Raw genomic sequence first — 20,066 nt, 5'->3', positions numbered from 1 at the left:
CGGGTCGCCCAAAACTCGATAGAGTTGAGCGGAACAGACTCAACCTTGACGGCGTTGAACAACCCGACAAGCATTTTTGCCACTACCCGAACGGAGGTCGTCGTGGACTCTTTCAACCCGACCACCAAGACGCAAGCGGCGTTGACCGCGGCGCTGCAGGCGGCCTCGGCCGCCGGCAACCCCGAGATCCGGCCCGCCCACCTGCTGATGGCCCTGCTGACGCAGGCGGACGGGATCGCCGCGCCGTTATTGGAGGCCGTGGGTGTCGAGCCCGCCACCATTCGCGCCGAGGCCGAGCGCATGCTGGCCCGGCTGCCGCAGGCCAGCGGCGCCAGTTCGCAACCGCAGCTGTCCCGCGAGTCGCTGGCCGCCATCACCACCGCCCAGCACCTGGCCACCGAGCTGGACGACGAATACGTCTCCACCGAACACCTGATGGTGGGCCTGGCCACCGGCGACTCCGACGTCGCCAAGCTGCTCACCGGGCACGGCGCGTCCCCGCAGGCCCTGCGGGAGGCCTTCGTCAAGGTGCGCGGCAGCGCCCGGGTCACCAGCCCCGACCCCGAGGCGACCTACCAGGCGCTGGAGAAGTACTCCACCGACCTCACCGCGCGGGCCCGCGAGGGCAAGCTCGACCCGGTCATCGGCCGTGACAACGAGATCCGCCGCGTCGTGCAGGTGCTCTCCCGTCGCACCAAGAACAACCCGGTGCTCATCGGTGAGCCCGGCGTCGGCAAGACCGCGATCGTGGAGGGCCTGGCCCAGCGCATCGTGGCCGGCGACGTGCCGGAAAGCCTGCGCGACAAGACCGTCATCGCGCTGGACCTCGGCTCGATGGTGGCCGGCGCCAAATACCGCGGCGAGTTCGAGGAGCGGCTCAAGGCCGTCCTCGACGACATCAAGAACTCCGCCGGGCAGATCATCACGTTCATCGACGAGCTGCACACCATCGTCGGCGCCGGCGCGACCGGCGAGGGCGCGATGGACGCCGGCAACATGATCAAGCCGATGCTGGCCCGCGGCGAGCTGCGCCTGGTCGGCGCCACCACGCTCGACGAGTACCGCAAATACATCGAGAAGGACGCCGCGCTGGAGCGACGCTTCCAGCAGGTGTTCGTCGGCGAGCCGTCGGTGGAGGACACCGTCGGCATCCTGCGCGGGCTCAAGGACCGCTACGAGGTGCACCACGGGGTGCGCATCACCGACTCCGCGCTGGTCGCCGCCGCCACGCTGTCGGACCGCTACATCACCGCCCGCTTCCTGCCCGACAAGGCCATCGACCTGGTCGACGAGGCCGCCAGCCGGCTGAAGATGGAGATCGACTCGCGGCCCGTCGAGATCGACGAGGTCGAGCGGCTGGTGCGCCGCCTCGAGATCGAGGAGATGGCCCTGGCCAAGGAGGAGGACGAGGCGTCCAAGGAGCGGCTGGAGAAACTGCGCTCCGAGCTGGCCGACCAGAAGGAAAAGCTGGCCGAACTGACCACCCGCTGGCAGAACGAGAAGAACGCCATCGACGTCGTCCGCGAGCTCAAGGAGCAGCTGGAAACGCTGCGCGGCGAGTCCGACCGCGCCGAGCGCGACGGCGACCTGGCCAAGGCCGCCGAGCTGCGCTACGGCCGGATCCCGGAGGTGGAGAAGAAGCTCGAGGCCGCGCTGCCCCAGGCCGAGGCCCGCGAGAACGTGATGCTCAAGGAGGAGGTCGGGCCCGACGACATCGCCGAGGTGGTGTCGGCGTGGACCGGGATCCCGGCCGGGCGGATGCTCGAGGGCGAGACCGCGAAGCTGCTGCGCATGGAGGACGAGCTGGGCAAGCGCGTCGTCGGGCAGAAGCGGGCCGTGCAGGCGGTGTCCGACGCGGTGCGGCGCGCCCGGGCCGGCGTGGCCGACCCGAACCGGCCGACCGGGTCGTTCATGTTCCTGGGACCCACCGGTGTCGGTAAGACCGAGCTGGCCAAGGCGCTGGCCGACTTCCTGTTCGACGACGAGCGGGCGATGGTCCGCATCGACATGAGCGAATACGGCGAGAAGCACTCGGTGGCCCGCCTGGTCGGCGCGCCGCCGGGCTACATCGGCTACGACCAGGGCGGTCAGCTGACCGAGGCGGTGCGCCGGCGTCCCTACACGGTGATCCTGTTCGACGAGATCGAGAAGGCGCACCCGGACGTGTTCGACGTGCTGCTGCAGGTGCTCGACGAGGGCCGGCTCACCGACGGGCAGGGCCGCACCGTCGACTTCCGCAACACCATCCTGATCCTGACCTCCAACCTGGGGTCGGGTGGCAGCGAGGAGCAGGTGATGGCCGCGGTGCGCTCGGCGTTCAAGCCCGAGTTCATCAACCGGCTCGACGACGTCATCATCTTCCACGGCCTCGAGCCCGGCGAGCTGGTGCAGATCGTCGACATCCAGCTGGCCCAGCTGCAGAAGCGGCTGGCGCAGCGCCGGCTCACGCTGGAGGTGTCGCTGCCGGCCAAACAGTGGCTGGCCCACCGCGGCTTCGACCCGGTCTACGGCGCCCGGCCGCTGCGCCGGCTGGTGCAGCAGGCCATCGGCGACCAGCTGGCCAAGCAGTTGCTGGCCGGTCAGGTGCACGACGGCGACACCGTCCCGGTCAACGTCAGCCCGGACGGCGACTCGCTGATCCTGGGCTAGTCGGTCTGGCTCGAACGTCGACTTGTTGCGGGGATTTCCCTCGAAATCGCCCAACAAGTCGACGTTCGGCGCATTTAGTGATTTTGTTGTGACCTGGTCGCCTTCTGTGTTCCCGCCCAATAGCAGATACGCTGTTTTGGATGGTCCCCCTCTGGTTCACGCTGTCCGCACTGTGCTTTGTCGGTGCGGGCGTGCTGCTGTACGTCGACATCGACCGGCGGCGCGGGCGCAGCAGGCGCCGCAAGTCGTGGGCGCGGTCGCACGGGTTCGACTACGAGCGTGAATCGACCGACATCCTCAAACGCTGGAAGCGCGGGGTGATGTCGACGGTGGGCGATGTGGCCGCCCAGAACGTCGTGCTCGGTCAGATCCGCGGCGAGGCGGTCTACATCTTCGACCTCGAAGAAGTCGCCACGGTGATCGCGCTGCACCGCAAGGTCGGCACCAACGTCGTCGTCGACCTGCGCCTCAAGGGGCTCAAAGAGCCTCGGGAGAGCGACATTTGGCTGTTGGGCGCGATCGGGCCGCGGATGGTCTACTCGACCAACCTGGACGCGGCGCGGCGGGCCTGCGACCGGCGCATGGTGACGTTCGCCCACACCGCGCCCGACTGCGCCGAGATCATGTGGAACGAGCAGAACTGGACGCTGGTGGCCATGCCGATCACCAGCACCCGCACCCAGTGGGACGAGGGGCTGCGCACCGTGCGCCAGTTCAACGACCTGCTGCGGGTGCTGCCGCCGCTGCCGGAGGAGACTCCGCAGGAGGCGCCGGCCGCGCCGCGCAACTCCTCGCCCAGCCGCCCGCTGGCCCCCGCCGGCCGCGCGGAGCTGCCGCCGCGCCGCGCGCAGCAGGACGTGGCCGGGCTGCTCGGCCCGGACGTCCAGCCCGGCCGCCGCGCCGCCGAGCCGGTGCGCCGCGACCAGCCGCGGCCCGAGGCGCGCCCGGACACGCTGCGCCGCCCACCCCCGGGTGGGCGTAACGGCCATCAGGCCACCAACTATCAGCGCTGACGGCGGCCCCGGGCGTCCGCGAGGCCGGGCGCCCCGCCGTCATTAAGATGTCGCTCATGCCTCGCCCCGTCGCCCTGATCACCGGGCCGACCTCCGGGATCGGCGCCGGATACGCGCGGCGCTACGCGAGCGACGGCTACGACCTGGTGCTGGTCGCCCGCGACGTGGACCGGCTGACCGCGCTGGCCGGCGAACTGCGCGACCGGGCGGGCAACATCGAGATCCTGCCCGCCGACCTGGGCGATGCCGTCGACCGGCAACGGGTCGGTGAGCGCCTGGCCGGCGGAGTGCGGGTGCTCGTCAACAACGCCGGCTTCGCCAGCTCCGGCGACTTCTGGCACACCGACCCTGCGCTGCTGCAGTCCCAGCTCGACGTCAACGTCACCGCCGTCATGCATCTCACCCGGGCGGCGCTGCCGGCCATGCTCGACGCCGGCGCCGGGACCGTCATCAACATCGCCAGCATCGCCGGGTTGCTGCCGGGGCGGGGGTCGACGTACTCGGCGTCCAAGGCGTGGGTGATCTCGTTCAGTGAGGGCCTGTCCGTCGGGCTGCAGGGCACCGGCGTCTCCGTGCACGCGGTGTGCCCGGGCTACGTGCGCACCGAGTTCCACGCGCGCGCCGGGATCGACATGTCCAAGTCGCCGTCGTTTCTGTGGCTGCAGGTCGACGACGTGGTCGATCAGAGTCTGGCCGACATCGCCCGCGGCAAGGTGATCAGCATTCCGGGCTTGCAGTACAAGGCGATCGTCGCCGTCGAGCGGCTGATCCCGCGCACCCTGATGCGGGCGATCACCAAACGAGTCGGTGGTGGCCGTGGCCGAACCTGAGCTCGAGGAGCTGGCCGAGCTGGTGCGCCGGCTGTCGGTGGTGCACGGGCGGGTGACGCTGTCGTCGGGCAAGGAGGCCGACTACTACGTCGACCTGCGCCGGGCCACCCTGCATCATCGCGCCTCGGCGTTGATCGGCAGGCTCATGCGCGAGCTGACCAGCGACTGGGACTACGCGGTGGTCGGCGGCCTGACCCTGGGCGCCGACCCGGTGGCCACCGCCATCATGCACGCGCCGGGCCGCCCGATCGACGCCTTCGTTGTCCGCAAGTCAGCGAAAACCCATGGGCTGCAACGCCTTATCGAAGGCTCGGAGGTCGCGGGCAAGCGGGTGCTGGTGGTCGAGGACACCAGCACCACCGGCAACTCGGCGCTCACCGCGGTGCGCGCCGTCCAGCAGGCCGGCGGTCAGGTGCTGGGGGTGGCCACCGTGGTGGACCGCGCCACCGGCGCCGCCGAGGCCATCGAGGCCGAGGGGCTGCCCTACCGCAGCGTGCTCGGTCTCGCCGATCTGGGGCTGGGCTAATTGCATTGCTGTGCAAGGCTTCTCGCGATAGTTGCCTGCCTGCTGGCCTGCGTGACGGCCTGCTCGAACCCCCACCCCGCGGCGCGCCCGTACGGCGCCCAGGGCGCGCGGCTCGGCGAAGCGCTGGCGCTGCTGGGCTGGAACATGTCGCTGTCCAACCTGCGCTGGGACGGCGACTACGTCCTGGTCGACGTCGACGCCAGCCCGGCCTCGGCCAAGGGCCCGCACGCCAAACCCGAGGACATCCGGTTCGGGCTGTACGGCGCCCTGGCCCACCCGATGGAGGCGGCCGGCCTGGGCAGCTGCGACAGCACGACGACCAGCCTGCGTGACGTCCCCGCGCCGCTGTCCGCGCCGCCCGACCGGCTCACCGGCACGGTTTGCCTTGGGCCGCTGAAGGATCGCAGTCAGGTCCGCGGCGTCTACGGCTACTCGCCGCGCGACCGCATCCCCAACAGCTCGTCGGCCTACCCGGTCGCCTTCCCGGTGGGACTGCTGCCGACGAACCCCAACGACAGCGGCGGCCTGGCGGTCAAGACGGCCAGCCTGTCCGCGTGGCGGGCCGACGGCACGCCGGTGACCAAGGCGCAGCTCGGCGATCCGGGGGCGTTCACCGGCAACGGCTACATGCTGCTGGGGTTGGAGGCCACCGCCGTGGCGGCCCGCTATCGCGACGAGTCGGTCCAGCGCGGCGGCCCGATGATGCTGCTGGCCTCGCCGACGCTGCCCGGCCGGGGCCTGAACCCGGCCTGCGCGGCTTACGGGTCGTCGGTGCTGATCCTGCCCGACGCCTCGCTGGACGCGGTGCACGTGAACGCGTCGCTGTGCACGCAGGGCGAGATCAACGACGCGCTGCTGTATGCGACGCTGGCCATCGACGGCACCCACGCCGGGGTGTGGACGCAGCGATGAGCGAACCGGGGCCCACTGAATGGGGAACGCCGGCCGCCGGGGTGGGGCCGTGGCGCGGCGAGCTTCCCGACGACCCGCGCTATGACCCGATCCTGTTGCGCGACGGCGACACTCGCAACGTCGTCGACGCCTACCGGTACTGGACCCGCGAGGCGATCATCGCCGACATCGACCGGCGCCGCCATCCGCTGCACGTGGCGATCGAGAACTTCGGCCACGACGCCAACATCGGCTCGGTGGTGCGCACCGCGAACGCCTTCGCCGTGCACACCGTGCACATCGTGGGGCGGCGGCGGTGGAATCGCCGCGGCGCCATGGTGACCGACCGCTATCAGCGGCTGTGCCACCACGACAGCACCGCCGAGCTGCTCGACTTCGCGGCCACCGCGGGGTTGACCGTCGTCGCCGTCGACAACGTCCCGGGCGCGGCGCGGCTGGAAGAGACCACGCTGCCGCGCGAGTGCCTGCTGGTGTTCGGTCAGGAGGGCCCGGGCATCACCGACGACACCCGCACCGGCGCCACGCTGACGGTGTCGATCGCCCAGTTCGGCTCGACGCGCAGCATCAACGCCGGCGTCGCCGCCGGCATCGCGATGCACGCCTGGATCCAGCAGCACGCCGACCTGTCCCGCGCCTGGTGAAGCCGGCGCACCCGTCGAGTGTGTACTCACGGCGGCCCCGGCCGGCGTGTCGTCGCCAACGATGCACACTCGACGCCGCTGGGCGGCCGGGCGTGAGGCAGGATCGGCAGGTATGGATCAGCTCTGGGCCAATCGGGCGGCCAGCTGCGAAGCCGCTGTCACGCAACGACACCTGAGGCGGCTGTGGGGACTGCCCGCCACCCAGCTCGGCGTGGTGGCCTGGCCGCCGACCCGGCGCGACCGATGGTTCGGCACCTGGCACTACTGGTGGCAGGCGCATCTGCTGGACTGCCTCGTCGACGCGCAGCAGCGCGACCCGCAGCCGCAGCGGCGGGCCCGGATCAACCGGCAGGTCCGCTCGCACCGGCTGCGCAACAACCTCTCCTGGACCAACAGCTACTACGACGACATGGCCTGGCTGGCGCTGGCGCTGGAACGCGCCGCCCGCATCGCCGGCGTGCACCGGCGAAAGGCCCTGCCCAAGCTCGCGAACCAGTTCCTCCGCGCCTGGGTGCCCGAGGACGGCGGCGGCATCCCGTGGCGCAAGTCCGACCAGTTCTTCAACGCGCCCGCCAACGGCCCCGCGGGGATCTTCCTGGCCCGCTACGGCGATCACCTGAAACGCGCTGAGCAGATGGCGAATTGGATCGACGAGACCCTGATCGACCCCGAGACGCACCTGGTGTTCGACGGCATCAAGGCCGGTTCGCTGGTGCGCGCCCAGTACACCTACTGCCAGGGCGTGGTGCTGGGGCTGGAGACCGAGCTGGCCGCGCGCACCGACGGGCCGGCCCGGCAGCGGCACGCCGCGCGGGTGCGCCGGCTGGTCGCGGCCGTGGCCGAACACATGGCGCCGGCGGGCGTGCTGGCCGGCGCCGGCGGCGGCGACGGCGGGCTGTTCGCCGGTGTCACGGCCCGCTACCTGGCGCTGGTCGCCACCACGCTGCCGGGGTCTGCCGCCGAGGACGTCGCGGCCCGCGACACCGCCCGGCGGATCGTGCTGGCTAGCGCGAAGTCGGCCTGGGACTACCGGCAAACCGTGGACGGGCTGCCGGTGTTCGGCCCGTTCTGGGACCGCGACGCCCAGTTACCCACGGCCGGCGGCAAACAGGCGGAGTTCGTCGAGGGCGCGGTGACGGCATCCGAGATCGCCGAGCGGGACCTGTCGGTGCAGCTGTCGGGGTGGATGCTCATGGAGGCCGCCTGTAACGTCTCCGCCGAATCGTCGCACGAGAACAGGAGCGCCCTGTGAGTAAAGTCCACCCCGACGCGGAATCGGCTCTGCACGGCCTGCTGAAGGACGGCATCACCGTCGCCGCCGGCGGTTTCGGTCTGTGTGGCATCCCGGAGAAGCTGATCCAGGCGCTGGTGGACAGCGGCATCAAGGACCTCACCATCGTCGGAAACAACGCCGGCGTAGACGATTTCGGGATGGGGCTGCTGCTCAAGGGCCGGCAGGTGAAGAAGGTGATCGCCTCCTACGTCGGAGAGAACAAGGAGTTCGAGCGCCAGGTGCTCTCCGGCGAGCTGGACCTGGTGCTCACCCCGCAGGGCACGCTGGCCGAGAAGCTGCGCGCCGGCGGCGCGGGCATTCCCGGCTTCTACACCCGCACCGGCTACGGCACCACGCTGGCCGAGGGCAAGGACACCCGGGTCTTCGACGGCGTCGAATACGTACTGGAAGAAGGCATTCGGGCCGACCTGGCGATCGTCAAGGCGTGGAAGGGCGACAAGGCCGGCAACCTCGTCTACCGCAAGACCGCGCGCAACTTCAACCCGATGATCGCCACCTGCGCCGCGGTGACGGTGGCCGAGGTCGAGGAGCTGGTCGAGGTCGGCGATCTGGACCCCGACCTGATCCACACCCCCGGCATCTACGTGGACCGCATCATCCAGGGCATCGGCTACGAGAAGCGCATCGAGTTCCGCACCACCAGCGGCGGCGCCGCGCTGAAGAACGACAGCCCGATCCGCGAGCGGATGGCCCAGCGCGCCGCCAAGGAACTGCGCGACGGCTACTACGTCAACCTGGGCATCGGCATCCCGACCCTGGTGGCCAACTTCATCCCGGACGATATCCAGGTCACGCTGCAATCGGAGAACGGCCTGCTGGGCATCGGCGCCTATCCCAGCGAGGACACCGTCGACCCCGACCTCATCAACGCGGGCAAGCAGACCATCACCAGCCTGCCCGGGTCCAGCTTCTTCTCCAGCGCCGATTCCTTCGCGATGATCCGCGGCGGCCACATCGACCTGTCCATCCTGGGCGCATTGGAGGTCGCCTCCAACGGGGACCTGGCCAACTGGATGGTGCCCGGCAAGATGGTCAAAGGGCCCGGCGGCGCAATGGATTTGGTGTCCGGTGTGAAGCGGGTGATCGTGCTGATGGACCACACCGCCAAGGACGGCAGCCCGAAGGTCCTCGAGCAGTGCACGTTGCCGCTGACCGGCAAGGGCGTGGTCGACATGATCATCACCAACCTGTGCGTCTTCGACGTCGAGCCGGGCCGGGGGCTGCTGCTCACCGAGCTGCATCCGGGGGTGACGGTCGAGGAGGTGCGCGCCAAGACCGGCTGCGACTTCACCGTCGCGCTCTAAAGCCCGGCTACTCGGACGCCGGCAGCCGCTCGGATTCCCGCTCGGGCGTGCGCGCGGGGCGTCGCCGCCCCCGATAGCCCCGCCAGGCGGCGACGAACGCCGGCATCAGCGAGACGACCAGGATGCCCAGGATGATCTTCTCCAGGTTGTGGTGCACGAACGGCACGTTGCCCAGGAAGTAGCCGGCCAGCGTCGCGCCGCCACCCCAGGCGATGCCGCCGACGATGTCGAAACCCAGGAACACGGGATAGCGCATGTAGGACACCCCGGCGATGACCGGGACGAAGGTGCGCACGAACGGCGCGAACCGGGCCAGGATGACCGCCCAGGACCCGTACTTCTCGAAGAAGGCGTGCGACTCGGTCACGTAGTGCTTCTTGAAGAACCGGGAATCTTCCTTCTTGAACAGCGCCGGCCCGATCCGGCGCCCGATGAAGTACCCGGTCTGATCGCCCAGCACCGCGACGATGGCGACGGCCGGGGCCAGCACCCAGATGCTGGCCGGCGGGTTGGGGTGCGCGGCCAGCAGCCCGCCGGTGAACAGCAGCGACTCTCCGGGCAGCAGCGGGAACAGCAGGCCGGTCTCGATGAAGACGATGACCAGGATGCCGGGCAGCACCGCGGAGCCGAAGACGCCGTCGGCGCCCAACCAATACATCGGGTCGAGGATGTCGGGCAGGGCCGTCACGGCGGTGCTCATGATGCCTCAAACATACCGGTCGCACCGGCAATCATGGCTATCCGCTGGCGGACTGGCAGATCTTCCACTGGTCGTCGCGGTACTGCAGGTCCAGGCTGCGGGTGGAGCGCACCTGCGGGTCGTAGGCCATGAAGGTGGTGACGTTCGCCTCGGCGTGCTGGCCGTTGACCACCACCTGGTCGATGCTGGCGATCACCGGGTACTGCTTGGCCGCCGAGACCCGGCGATAGGTCTCCGCCCAGGCGTGTTCGTCGTAGTCGGCGTAGCCGTCGCGGGTGGTGCCGCAGGTGATGCTGCGCAGCGTGGTCAGGTCACCGCGCTGGATGGCCGCGTCGAAGTTGCCGATGGTGTGCCGGACCTGATCCTCCTGCGAGACGTTGGTGTGCCTGCCGCGGGTGAGCAGCACGGTGCCCAGGATCGCGATCGCCGCCAGCGCCAGCACGATCACCACCAGCGCCAGTATCCAGCCCCAGTTGAATTGCCGGGAGGTGCGCAGCTTCCCGCCGAGCCGAGGTGGAATCGATTGTGGGACAGCGGCTTTGGGCGGAACCCCGAACTGGGTGGTGTTGTCCTGCCCGGGCGGCACGAACGCCTCGGTGGCCGGCTCCGGTGTGGTGGCGATGATCGTGGTTTCCTTCGCGTCGAAGCCCGGCGCGGTGAACCGGCGTTCGCGCTGCGGGCCGTCCGGCGTCTCCTGCGGGCCGCTGGGCGGATCGGGTTTGTTGATCACCACGGTCTCGGTTTCGGCGTCGCTCGGGACCATCGGGACGCTCTCGGTGGCGTCCTCGCTGCTGTCGAAGCCGCCGTCGGGCTCCTCGCCGGTCTCGGGCGTCCACTCGTCGCTCGCGCGAGACGCGCGTGGGTCGAACCCGGGCCGTTTCGGCGGGCCGCCGCGGCCGGGTTCGGGTGGGTTGGGCATGAGTACTACTGTCCTCCCGCTGTCGAGTGGGGTAGTTGCAGAGCTTAGCGACCGAGTACCCCGCTCGGGGCGATGGTAGAGGTGCGTCCCGCGGGCGAGACGAGTGAGCTGCAGAATAGAGCCATGACGCCGATGGGAGATCTGCTGGGGCCCGACCCGATCCTGCTGCCCGGAGATGCCGACGCCGAGGCGGAACTGGCCGCGGGGGAGAACCCGGGCATCGTCGCCGCCGCGCATCCGACGGCCTCGGTGGCCTGGGCGGCGCTCGCCGAGCAGGCGCTGGCCGACGACCGGGCCATCACCGCCTATGCCTACGCCCGCACCGGCTACCACCGCGGCCTGGACCAGCTGCGCCGCAACGGCTGGAAGGGCTTCGGCCCGGTGCCGTACTCGCACGAACCCAACCGCGGCTTCCTGCGCTGCGTGGCGGCGCTGGCCCGCGCGGCCGACACGATCGGCGAGACCGACGAGTACCTGCGCTGCCTGGACCTGCTCGATGATTGCGACCCCGCAGCACGCAAAGAGCTTGGGCTGTAAGGCTTTTCAGAAGCTGTCGGAGCACTCGGTGTCGTCCGGGCAGTCGATCTGCACGGTGGCGTGGGCGAGCCCGCGGGCCGAGAGCACGGCGCGGGCGTCGCGCAGCACCCGGGCGGAGTCGCCGGTGCTGATCAGGTGCGCGGTGCACATGTCCTTGCCCGGCGACAGCGTCCACACGTGCAGGTCGTGCACGCCGGTCACGCCGTCGACGGCGCCCAGCGCGGCGCGCAGCTCCTCGACGTCGATGTGGGTGGGTGAGGATTCGGACAGGATCCGCAGTGCGTCGCGGGCCAGCGAGATGGCCCGGGGCAGCACCCACAGCGCCACCAGCACGGCCACCACCACGTCGGCGTAGGGCCAGCGCGTGGTCACCGTGACCACCCCGGCGATCAGCACGCCCAGGCTGCCCACGGTGTCGGCGATGACCTCCAGGTAGGCGCCCTTGACGGCCAGGCTGCCCGACGAGTGCGAGCGCAGCAGCAGCGCGACGACGAAGTTGGCGGCCAGCCCGGCCAGTGCCACCACGATCATCGGCACGCCCGGCACGGCGGGAGCCTCGCGCAGCCGCTGGATCGCCTCGTAGAGGATGAACACCGAGACGCCGATCAGCAGCCCGGCGTTGGCGACGGCGGTGAACACCTCGGCGCGGTGCCAGCCGTAGGTGCGCGCCGGCGACGAGCTGCCCCGGCGGGCCAGCGTGACGGCGACCAGCCCCATGAACACCGCAACGACGTCGGTCAGCATGTGGCCCGCGTCGGCCAGCAGCGCGATCGAGTTGATCAGCAACGAGGTGACCAGCTCGACGACGAAGAACGCCGCCAGGATCGCCGCGGCCATCACCATCCGCGGGATCAGCCGGGCGTCACCCGTCTCGGCGGGGGTGTGGTTGTGGCCGGCGCCCATGCCGGGAAATATATGCATGGCAACGCATATATGGCAAGGGTCAGACCCAGCGGCTCCAGAAGCGGGTCAGCACGTTGCCCGCGCCGGCCAGCCAGTGCGGCACGCCGGAGAAGTCGAACAGCCAGTAGACGATCCCGAAGAACCACCGGTTGAGCCCCGGCGCCAACAGCAGGAACAGCAGGATGAAGAACCCCCACTGCTTGGCCGGCGCCAGCGCCCGCTGCGTCTCGGGGCTCAGGTGCGGTTCCAGGGCGTCGTAGCCGTCCAGCCCCGGGATCGGCAGCAGGTTCAACAGCACCGCGGTGAGCTGCAGGAACCCCAGGAAGGCCACGCCCGCCCACAGCACCGCGTGGTCGGCGGTGAAGAACGCCCGGGTCAGCGCCAGCAGCACCGCCGCCAGCACCAGGTTGGCCGCCGGGCCGGCCAGGCTGACCAGGGTGCGGCGGGCCGGGGTCATGAACCAGGTCTGCACGTAGACCGCCGCACCGGGCAGACCGATGCCGCCCAGCGCGATGATCACCATCGGCAGCACCAGCGACAGCGCGGGATGGCTGTAGCGGCGCGGGTCCAGCGTCAGTAGCCGCGCACCGCCGCGTCCCGGTCGCCGAAGCGCCAGGCGGTCACCGCGTGCCCGAATTCGTGCAGGCACAGCGACACCAGCCAGCCGGCGATGACGAAGACGAACACGCCGAGGTAGGCCAGCGGCCGCGGGCTGGATCCGGCCAGCCAGGCCAGCGCCCCGCCCAGCGCGGTCAACCCCAGCAGAGCCAGAAAGATCGGGCTGGGCCGCACCGACTCGTGTTGGGGGGCGCGGAAGCTCACCGGTCGAAACTAGCGGACCAGCAGCCAGCCCTCGATGTTGCGGTAGAAGGCCGACCGCCGCGCGGGGCGGTCGGCCGGCACGCCGTCGCGCAGCACGGTCGCCCCGGTGCTGCCCAGCTGCGCCGCCCGGCCGGTGACCCAGCGCCGCCACGGCCGGCCCGCGACCGCCGCCCGCAGGCCCGGCATCGCCGCCGTCGGCTCGATCCACACGGCGGTGACGTCGCCGTCGAACAACGTGGTGTCGTCGACGACGGCCTCGCCGTGCAGCCACCGCTGCCCGCCGGGCGCCGCCCAGCAGGCCCGCCCGACGATCGCCGAGCCCGTCTCGTCGCGGATCAGCGGCACCCGCCGCGCCGCACCCCGCGCGGCCCGCCGCGCCGCCCGGAATCCGGTGGGCAGCCGGTAGTTCCGGGTGGCCCGGGTGCGCCGGCGCGGCACGTAGGCCATCTCGACGTCCAGCCGCTCGGCGCGCAGCAGCCGGGTCAGCACCAATGCCAGCTCGGCGTCGCCGCCGAGCACGATCAGCCGCCGGTACGGGCCGATCGCGGCGTCGACATCGGTGTCACCGGCGACCCGATGGGTGGGCATGCCGCGCAACGGCCGGTAGCCGCGTCGCCGGCCGAACTGAAGAACCGCGGCGGCCCGATCCTGTTGCGTCACAGCCCATCCAATCGGCGAACATCCAATGTCCTTGTCTCCCAACATCTCTGAGCGGACATGAACCGCGACGCCGAAAGGGCGCACCATAACGACACGGTCACAACATGGCGTCGGACTGCGAAAGTTGTTGCCACGCTTCCGGGAAACAACCGGATACTTTACTCCTGCCACAGGGCTGACGTTGCGCGGAATCCCGCCACGAGTGGTTTAGCGGAACGGAGCACCACCATTCCTCGACCAACCGCCATCTTGTCGATCGCGCCGACCGCGTCGGGCGCCGGTCCCGTCCGCGTCCGTTGCTGAGGACGCCGCTGTGCCGCGCCGGCGCCGTGCTGGCGTCGGTCGTGCTGCTGTGCAGCGCTTCGGCGACCGCCTCGGCCGACGAGTCGATCGTGATCGACCTGGTGCGCCACGGGCAGTCGGTGGCCAACGCGGCGGGACTGATCGACACGGCGGTGCCCGGCGCATCCCTCACCCAGCTCGGTCAGCAACAGGCGCAGACCGTCGCCGGCGTTCTGGCGGCGCGGGGCCCGGTCGCCGCGATCTTCGCCTCGCAGCTGATCAGGACGCAGCAGACCGCGGCGCCGCTGGCCAGCGCGCTGGGCATGAACGTCCAAGTGCTGCCGGGGCTCAACGAGATCGACGCCGGCATCTTCAACGGCCAGCCGCAGTTCAGCCTCGGCGGGCTGGCCTACCTCTTGGCGCCGATCGCGTGGATGCTCGGGCTGCGCATCGTGCCGATGCTGGCTCCCGGCTCCGCGGACGCCAACGGGTACGAGTTCCGCCGGCGCTTCGACGGCGCGCTGCAAACCGTGTACGGCAGCGCCGCGGCCAGCGCCGGCGGCTTCGGTGACGTGCTTCAGGCGGTGTACGCCGGGGCGGTGACGAACCCGGTCCGCGCCGCCAATGGCCGGATCACCGGGGTGGCGTTCTCCAGCGAGTTCGCCATCGGCGTCGGGACGATGATGACCGTCAAGAACCCCGATCCGTTGCTGCTGCTCTTCGACCCGCTGCCCAACACGGGCATCGTGGTCATCCAGGGCAGCCCCCGCGACGGCTGGACGCTGATCAGCTGGAACGGCAAACCCGTGCATCCGGGGTGGTCGGCCACCCGGAACGGTCGCGGCGCCAATGGCCTGTGCCTGATGCTGGACCCGTCCACCCGGACCGGCGTGTGCGCGGCCAAACCGCCCGGGCCGGCGAGCGCCCCGGTCGCGGCGCGTCCTGGCTTAAGCTGATTTGCCCGGCTCCTGCGCCGGCCATCGGCGGCCCGCCTCGCCGCCAGGCTAGGGTGGGTCACCGGCTGGACCACAATACGCAGGCGAGATCAGGGTTGGAGCGTGTCATGCCGGCAATCGTCCTCATCGGCGCCCAGTGGGGCGACGAGGGCAAGGGTAAGGCCACTGACCTGCTCGGTGGGCGCGTGCAGTGGGTGGTGCGCTACCAGGGCGGCAACAACGCCGGGCACACCGTCGTCTTGCCGACCGGGGAGAACTTCGCCCTGCACCTGATCCCGTCCGGGGTGCTCACGCCCGGCGTCACCAACGTCATCGGCAACGGTGTGGTGGTCGACCCCGGGGTGCTGCTCGACGAGCTCAAGGGGCTCGAAGACCGCGGCGTGGACACCTCGCGGTTGCTGATCTCGGCGGACGCGCACCTGTTGCTGCCGTATCACGTGGCCATCGACAAGGTCACCGAGCGCTACATGGGCAACAAGAAGATCGGCACCACCGGCCGCGGCATCGGCCCGTGCTACCAGGACAAGATCGCCCGGATCGGAATCCGGGTGGCCGACGTGCTCGACCGCGAGGTGCTGACCCACAAGATCGAGGCAGCGCTGGAGCTGAAGAACCAGATCCTGGTCAAGATCTACAACCGCAAGGCGCTCGATCCGCATCAGGTGGTCGAATGCCTGCTGGAGCAGGCCGAGGGTTTCCGGCACCGCATCGCCGACACCAGGCTGCTGCTCAACACCGCGCTGGAGGCCGGCGAGACGGTGCTGTTGGAAGGCTCGCAGGGCACCCTGCTCGACGTCGACCACGGCACGTACCCCTATGTGACGTCGTCGAATCCGACGGCCGGCGGGGCCGCCGTGGGCTCGGGGATCGGCCCGACCCGGATCACCGCGGTGCTGGGCATCCTCAAGGCCTACACCACCCGGGTGGGGTCCGGCCCGTTCCCCACCGAGCTGTTCGACGAGAACGGCGAATACCTGTCCAAGACCGGCGGCGAATTCGGGGTCACCACCGGCCGGCGCCGCCGGTGCGGCTGGTTCGACGCCGTGATCGCCCGCTACGCCACCCGGGTCAACGGCATCACCGACTTCTTCCTGACCAAGCTCGACGTGCTGTCCAGCCTGGAGACAGTGCCGGTGTGCGTCGGCTACCGCATCGACGGGTCGCGCATCAACGAGATGCCGATGACCCAGACCGATCTGCACCGCGCCGAGCCGATCTATGAGGAGCTGCCCGGCTGGTGGGAGGACATCTCGGCGGCCCGCGAGTTCGACGACCTGCCGGCCAAGGCGCGCGACTACGTGCTGCGGCTGGAAGAGCTTGCCGGAGCGCATGTTTCGTGCATCGGGGTGGGGCCCGGTCGGGAACAGACCATCGTGCGACGCGACATCCTGGCGGCGCGCCCGTGACGGAACCCGACCCGACCGAACTAGATCCCGAATACGAACACCACGGCGGCTTCCCGGAGTACGGCCCGGCCAGCCCCGGGCCGGGGTTCGCCCGGTTCGTGGAGTCCATGCGCCGGCTGCAGGACCTCGCGGTGTCCGCCGACCCCGGTGACGACGTCTGGGACGACGCGGCCGAGCGGGTGGCCGCCTTGGTCGAGCTCCTGGATCCGTTCGAGGCCGACGAGGGCGCTGCGCCCGCGGGCCGCACCCCCGGCCTGCCCGGCATGGGCAGCCTGCTGCTGCCGCCATGGGTGCTGACCCGCTACGGACCCGACGGTGTCGAGATGACCGGGCACTTCAGCCGGTTCCACGTCGGCGGCAACCACGCGGTGCACGGCGGCGTGCTGCCGCTGCTGTTCGACCACATGTTCGGCATGATCTCGCACGCCGCGGGCCGGCCGATCAGCCGGACGGCCTTCCTGCACGTCGACTACCGCAAGATCACCCCGATCGACGTGCCGCTGCTGGTGCGCGGCCGGGTCACCGGGACCGAGGGCCGCAAGGCGTTCGTGGCCGCCGAACTGGTCGACGGCGACCAGACGGTGCTGGCCGAGGGCCACGGCCTGATGGTGCGGCTGCTACCCGGCCAGCCCTGAGGCCGGCCCCGAGGCGGGACGGGCACTCAGCGGACCCACCTATCCTTGGACCCGTGACTGACGGCGTGACCGACGGACGGGACGACGAGACGACGGCGCTCGCCGTGCCCAGGCCCGCTCCCGCCGAGGGCGGCCCGGCTCCCGCCGACGGCGGCCCGGCTCCCGCCGACGGCAGGCCGGCGGTGATGCTGCTGGGCTCCGGCGACATCAGCCGCGAGCTGGCGATCGCCTTGGGGCGGCTGGGCGCGCGGGTGATCGCCGTCGACGCGCACCCGCAGGCGCCCGCGCACGCGGTGGCCGACCAGGCGCTGGTGCTGCCGTTGACCGACGCCGGCGAGCTGTCGGCGGCGATTCACCGGCTGCGACCCGACGTCGTGGTGAGCACCGCCGACGCCGTCGCGGTGCCGGCCCTCGAGGCGCTGGACGGCACGGGCGCCGAGCCGGTGCCCAGCGCCCGCGCCGTGCGGCTGGCCGCCGACCGGGAAGGGCTGCGCCGGCTGGCCGCCGACGAGCTGGGGCTGCCCACCGCGCCGTTCTGGTTCGCCGGATCACTGGGTGAACTCGAGGCGGTGGGCGCGCACGCCGGATACCCGTTGCTGGTCAAGCCGGTGGTCGGGGCGGTCGGGCCGCGGCAGTCGGTGGTGGCGGGCCGTGAGGACATCGCGGCCGCCTGGCACCGCGCGGTGGACGGTCAGCCCGGCGCCCGGGTGCTGGCCGAAACCGTGGTCGAGGTGCAGTTCCACGTCATGCTGCTGGCGGTGCGCAGCGAGGGCGCCGCGGGTCCGGCGATCGAATTCTGCTCACCGATCGGGCATCGCGGCGCCGGCGGGCGGGTGCTGGAATCCTGGCAGCCGCAGAAGATGAGCCCGGCCGCGATGGACGCCGCGAAGTCGATCGCGGCGCGAATCGTCAAGGCGCTGGGCGGGCGTGGCGTGTTCGGCGTCGAGTTGATGGTCAACGACGACGAGGTGTATTTCGCCGACGTCACCGCCCACCCGGGCGACAGCGCCTGGGTGACGGTGCGCAGCCAGCGGCTCTCGGCGTTCGAACTGCAGGCCCGCACCATCCTGGGCCTGCCGGTGGACACCATGATGGTGTCGCCGGCCGCCGCCCGGGTGGTCGACTCCGCCGACCCCGGCGACCGAGCGGCCCTGTCCGGCGCGCTCGGCGTGCCGGAGAGCGACCTGCGGGTGTGCGGGCGCGGTTTCCGGGCCCTGGCGACCGCACCGGAGGTGGCCGCCGCCCGGGAGCGCGCCGGCCAGGTCGCCGCCCGGCTGACCGCGGGCGCGGGCGGCGTGGGCGGCGCGGGCGGTTGAGCCGCGGCGGCGCCGGCGCGACGGCCTCGATACGATCGCAGGTCAGGGTGGCCGGCAATGCGTACCGAGACGAGGGGACACCAGCATGAGCACCGAGCGCGCACACTCCTACGCGGGGGACGTTTCGCCGCTGGAAGCATGGAAACTGCTCAGCGACAATCCGAACGCCGTGCTGGTCGACGTGCGCACCGACGCCGAATGGCGCTTCGTCGGGGTGCCCGATCTGTCCAGCCTGGGCCGCGAGGTGGTCTTCCTGGAGTGGAACACCTCCGACGGCAGGCACAACCCGGACTTCGCCGACCAGCTGCGCCGGCAGGTCGAGCCGGCGCCGGCCGGCCAGGAGCGTCCGGTGCTGTTCTTGTGCCGCTCGGGTAACCGCTCCATCGGCGCCGCCGAGGTGGCGACCCAGCTGGGCATCACGCCGGCCTACAACGTGCTCGACGGCTTCGAGGGTCATCTCGACGCCAACGGCCACCGCGGTGAAACAGGTTGGCGGGCAATCGGTTTGCCCTGGAAGCAGGGATAGCCCGGATGAGTCAGGCCGGCGACGATTCGGTCCGCACGCCCCCCGCGCTGCCCGACGGCGTCAGCCAGGCGACCATCGGCGTGCGCGGCGGACTGCTGCGTTCGGGATTCGACGAGACCGCCGAGGCGCTGTATCTGACCTCCGGCTACGTCTACGAGTCGGCCGCCGTTGCCGAGCAGTCGTTCACCGGCGAACTGGACCATTTCGTCTACTCCCGCTACGGCAACCCCACCGTGACCATGTTCGAGGAGCGGCTGCGCCTGCTCGAAGGCGCGCCGGCGGCGTTCGCCACCGCGAGCGGCATGGCGGCGGTGTTCACCTCGCTGGGCGCGCTGCTGGCCGCGGGCGACCGGCTGGTCGCCGCGCGCAGCCTGTTCGGCTCCTGCTTCGTGGTGTGCAACGAGATCCTGCCCCGCTGGGGCGTGCAGACGGTGTTCGTCGACGGCGACGACCTCGCGCAGTGGGAGGAGGCGTTGTCGGTGCCGACGGCGGCGGTGTTCTTCGAGACGCCGTCGAACCCGATGCAGTCGCTGGTGGACATCGCCGCGGTCACCGAGCTCGCCCACGCCGCGGGCGCAAAGGTGGTGCTGGACAACGTTTTCGCCACCCCGTTGCTGCAGCAGGGCATCCCGCTCGGGGTGGACGTGGTGGTGTACTCGGGCACCAAACACATCGACGGCCAGGGCCGGGTGCTGGGCGGGGCCATCCTCGGGGACAGGGACTACATCGACGGGCCGGTGCAGAAGCTGATGCGGCACACCGGTCCGGCGATGAGCGCGTTCAACGCCTGGGTGCTGCTGAAAGGCCTTGAGACCATGGCCATCCGGGTGGAACACAGCAATTCCTCGGCGCACCGGATCGCCGAATTCCTGGAGACCCATCCCGCGGTGCGCTGGGTCCGCTACCCGTATCTGCCGTCCCACCCGCAGTACGACCTGGCCAAGCGCCAGATGTCCGGCGGCGGAACGGTGATCACCTTCGCGCTGGACTGCCCCGACGACAAGGCCAAGCAGCGGGCCTTCGAGGTGCTGGACAAGCTGACGCTGATCGACATCTCCAACAACCTCGGTGACGCCAAATCCCTTGTCACACATCCCGCTACCACCACCCACCGGGCGATGGGCCCGGAGGGCCGCGCGGCGATCGGGCTGGGCGACGGCGTGGTCCGCATCTCGGTCGGGCTGGAAGGCACCGACGACTTGATCGCCGACATCGACCGCGCGCTGGGTTAGCCG

Annotated in this window: 19 protein-coding genes and 1 pseudogene; 15 read left to right on the top strand and 5 right to left on the bottom strand. The window is 70.8% G+C overall.

Annotated features, from left to right (window positions below; translation table 11 throughout):
• Positions 1-102: 102 nt before the first annotated feature.
• The 8 genes from clpB to MAA44156_RS23700 all read left to right on the top strand — a co-directional run bounded on the left by clpB (position 103) and on the right by MAA44156_RS23700 (position 9,169).
• Entirely contained in the window at positions 103-2,649 is a 2,547-nt protein-coding gene (gene clpB / locus MAA44156_RS21050; protein WP_003873857.1) for an ATP-dependent chaperone ClpB, read from the top strand.
• Between the two features lie 140 nt (positions 2,650-2,789).
• On the top strand, positions 2,790-3,662 hold the full coding sequence (gene ttfA, locus MAA44156_RS21045; protein WP_003873856.1) for a trehalose monomycolate transport factor TtfA: 873 nt from the start codon (positions 2,790-2,792) through the stop codon (positions 3,660-3,662).
• A gap of 56 nt (positions 3,663-3,718) precedes the next feature.
• A complete protein-coding gene (locus MAA44156_RS21040) occupies positions 3,719-4,492 on the top strand; it encodes an SDR family NAD(P)-dependent oxidoreductase (RefSeq protein WP_009979458.1) in 774 nt (257 codons plus the stop codon).
• On the top strand, positions 4,479-5,018 hold the full coding sequence (pyrE, locus tag MAA44156_RS21035) for an orotate phosphoribosyltransferase (protein WP_011726253.1): 540 nt from the start codon (positions 4,479-4,481) through the stop codon (positions 5,016-5,018). Before MAA44156_RS21040 ends, pyrE begins: the two co-directional genes overlap by 14 nt.
• A gap of 27 nt (positions 5,019-5,045) precedes the next feature.
• On the top strand, positions 5,046-5,930 hold the full coding sequence (locus MAA44156_RS21030; RefSeq protein WP_371304208.1) for a hypothetical protein: 885 nt from the start codon (positions 5,046-5,048) through the stop codon (positions 5,928-5,930).
• Entirely contained in the window at positions 5,927-6,571 is a 645-nt protein-coding gene (locus MAA44156_RS21025) for a TrmH family RNA methyltransferase (RefSeq protein WP_011726251.1), read from the top strand. The genes MAA44156_RS21030 and MAA44156_RS21025 overlap by 4 nt, the downstream gene beginning before the upstream one ends.
• Positions 6,572-6,683: 112 nt before the next feature.
• Positions 6,684-7,823 carry a glycoside hydrolase family 76 protein gene (locus MAA44156_RS21020; RefSeq protein ID WP_062899416.1) on the top strand — a complete coding sequence of 380 codons (1,140 nt, stop codon included), beginning with the start codon at positions 6,684-6,686 and terminating at the stop codon, positions 7,821-7,823.
• Positions 7,820-9,169 carry a 3-oxoacid CoA-transferase gene (locus tag MAA44156_RS23700; RefSeq protein ID WP_009979449.1) on the top strand — a complete coding sequence of 450 codons (1,350 nt, stop codon included), beginning with the start codon at positions 7,820-7,822 and terminating at the stop codon, positions 9,167-9,169. The genes MAA44156_RS21020 and MAA44156_RS23700 overlap by 4 nt, the downstream gene beginning before the upstream one ends.
• A 7-nt stretch (positions 9,170-9,176) precedes the next feature.
• Here MAA44156_RS23700 and MAA44156_RS21010 read toward each other — a convergent pair whose 3' ends face one another.
• Together MAA44156_RS21010 and MAA44156_RS21005 are read right to left on the bottom strand one after the other, a co-directional pair.
• Positions 9,177-9,869 carry a DedA family protein gene (locus MAA44156_RS21010; protein WP_009979448.1) on the bottom strand — a complete coding sequence of 231 codons (693 nt, stop codon included), beginning with the start codon at positions 9,867-9,869 and terminating at the stop codon, positions 9,177-9,179.
• A 37-nt stretch (positions 9,870-9,906) separates the two neighbouring features.
• Positions 9,907-10,788 carry an Rv0361 family membrane protein gene (locus tag MAA44156_RS21005; RefSeq protein ID WP_009979446.1) on the bottom strand — a complete coding sequence of 294 codons (882 nt, stop codon included), beginning with the start codon at positions 10,786-10,788 and terminating at the stop codon, positions 9,907-9,909.
• Positions 10,789-10,911: 123 nt separating this feature from the next.
• Here MAA44156_RS21005 and MAA44156_RS21000 point away from each other — a divergent pair, with 123 nt between their 5' ends.
• Positions 10,912-11,325: a DUF3151 domain-containing protein gene (locus MAA44156_RS21000; RefSeq protein WP_003879249.1), complete on the top strand. Its 414-nt coding sequence runs from the start codon at positions 10,912-10,914 to the stop codon at positions 11,323-11,325.
• Between the two features lie 6 nt (positions 11,326-11,331).
• Here MAA44156_RS21000 and MAA44156_RS20995 read toward each other — a convergent pair whose 3' ends face one another.
• The 3 genes and pseudogenes from MAA44156_RS20995 to MAA44156_RS20985 all read right to left on the bottom strand — a co-directional run bounded on the left by MAA44156_RS20995 (position 11,332) and on the right by MAA44156_RS20985 (position 13,710).
• Positions 11,332-12,228 carry a cation diffusion facilitator family transporter gene (locus MAA44156_RS20995; RefSeq protein ID WP_009979444.1) on the bottom strand — a complete coding sequence of 299 codons (897 nt, stop codon included), beginning with the start codon at positions 12,226-12,228 and terminating at the stop codon, positions 11,332-11,334.
• 40 nt (positions 12,229-12,268) lie between these two features.
• Positions 12,269-13,050: pseudogene (locus tag MAA44156_RS20990) on the bottom strand (site-2 protease family protein).
• 9 nt (positions 13,051-13,059) lie between these two features.
• Complete coding sequence (locus MAA44156_RS20985) at positions 13,060-13,710, bottom strand: peptidase M50 (protein WP_065370866.1); 651 nt, start codon at positions 13,708-13,710, stop codon at positions 13,060-13,062.
• A 296-nt stretch (positions 13,711-14,006) separates the two neighbouring features.
• Between MAA44156_RS20985 and MAA44156_RS20980 the strand changes: the two genes are divergently transcribed.
• From MAA44156_RS20980 to MAA44156_RS20955, 6 genes are all read left to right on the top strand, one after another.
• Positions 14,007-14,948, top strand: coding sequence for a histidine phosphatase family protein (locus MAA44156_RS20980; protein ID WP_009979442.1), 942 nt, complete (start codon positions 14,007-14,009; stop codon positions 14,946-14,948).
• 107 nt (positions 14,949-15,055) lie between these two features.
• Positions 15,056-16,354, top strand: coding sequence for an adenylosuccinate synthase (locus MAA44156_RS20975; RefSeq protein WP_009979441.1), 1,299 nt, complete (start codon positions 15,056-15,058; stop codon positions 16,352-16,354).
• Positions 16,351-16,989 carry a PaaI family thioesterase gene (locus MAA44156_RS20970; RefSeq protein ID WP_003873841.1) on the top strand — a complete coding sequence of 213 codons (639 nt, stop codon included), beginning with the start codon at positions 16,351-16,353 and terminating at the stop codon, positions 16,987-16,989. Before MAA44156_RS20975 ends, MAA44156_RS20970 begins: the two co-directional genes overlap by 4 nt.
• Before the next feature lie 53 nt (positions 16,990-17,042).
• Positions 17,043-18,305 (top strand): formate-dependent phosphoribosylglycinamide formyltransferase, encoded by a 1,263-nt coding sequence (gene purT / locus MAA44156_RS20965; protein WP_121035731.1) that lies wholly within the window; start codon positions 17,043-17,045, stop codon positions 18,303-18,305.
• Positions 18,306-18,390: 85 nt separating this feature from the next.
• Positions 18,391-18,831: a rhodanese-like domain-containing protein gene (locus MAA44156_RS20960; protein ID WP_009979433.1), complete on the top strand. Its 441-nt coding sequence runs from the start codon at positions 18,391-18,393 to the stop codon at positions 18,829-18,831.
• 5 nt (positions 18,832-18,836) lie between these two features.
• Positions 18,837-20,063 carry an O-succinylhomoserine sulfhydrylase gene (locus MAA44156_RS20955; protein ID WP_009979432.1) on the top strand — a complete coding sequence of 409 codons (1,227 nt, stop codon included), beginning with the start codon at positions 18,837-18,839 and terminating at the stop codon, positions 20,061-20,063.
• Positions 20,064-20,066 lie beyond the last annotated feature (3 nt).

The sequence above is a fragment of the Mycobacterium avium subsp. avium genome (genome assembly GCF_009741445.1).
Classification (GTDB): Bacteria; Actinomycetota; Actinomycetes; order Mycobacteriales; family Mycobacteriaceae; genus Mycobacterium; species Mycobacterium avium.
Note: the sequence above shows the minus strand (reverse complement) of the source record. Positions and strands in the feature narration are given on the sequence as shown.

What these genes read in the sequence shown, in the direction of transcription:
- ttfA (WP_003873856.1), top strand. Translation starts at nt 2,790, where the DNA reads ATGGTCCCCCTCTGGTTCACGCTGTCCGCACTGTGCTTTGTCGGTGCG.
- MAA44156_RS21040 (WP_009979458.1), top strand. Translation starts at nt 3,719, where the DNA reads ATGCCTCGCCCCGTCGCCCTGATCACCGGGCCGACCTCCGGGATCGGC.
- MAA44156_RS21025 (WP_011726251.1), top strand. Translation starts at nt 5,927, where the DNA reads ATGAGCGAACCGGGGCCCACTGAATGGGGAACGCCGGCCGCCGGGGTG.
- MAA44156_RS21020 (WP_062899416.1), top strand. Translation starts at nt 6,684, where the DNA reads ATGGATCAGCTCTGGGCCAATCGGGCGGCCAGCTGCGAAGCCGCTGTC.
- MAA44156_RS21010 (WP_009979448.1), bottom strand. Translation starts at nt 9,869, where the DNA reads ATGAGCACCGCCGTGACGGCCCTGCCCGACATCCTCGACCCGATGTAT.
- MAA44156_RS21005 (WP_009979446.1), bottom strand. Translation starts at nt 10,788, where the DNA reads ATGCCCAACCCACCCGAACCCGGCCGCGGCGGCCCGCCGAAACGGCCC.
- MAA44156_RS21000 (WP_003879249.1), top strand. Translation starts at nt 10,912, where the DNA reads ATGACGCCGATGGGAGATCTGCTGGGGCCCGACCCGATCCTGCTGCCC.
- MAA44156_RS20995 (WP_009979444.1), bottom strand. Translation starts at nt 12,228, where the DNA reads ATGGGCGCCGGCCACAACCACACCCCCGCCGAGACGGGTGACGCCCGG.
- MAA44156_RS20975 (WP_009979441.1), top strand. Translation starts at nt 15,056, where the DNA reads ATGCCGGCAATCGTCCTCATCGGCGCCCAGTGGGGCGACGAGGGCAAG.
- MAA44156_RS20960 (WP_009979433.1), top strand. Translation starts at nt 18,391, where the DNA reads ATGAGCACCGAGCGCGCACACTCCTACGCGGGGGACGTTTCGCCGCTG.
- MAA44156_RS20955 (WP_009979432.1), top strand. Translation starts at nt 18,837, where the DNA reads ATGAGTCAGGCCGGCGACGATTCGGTCCGCACGCCCCCCGCGCTGCCC.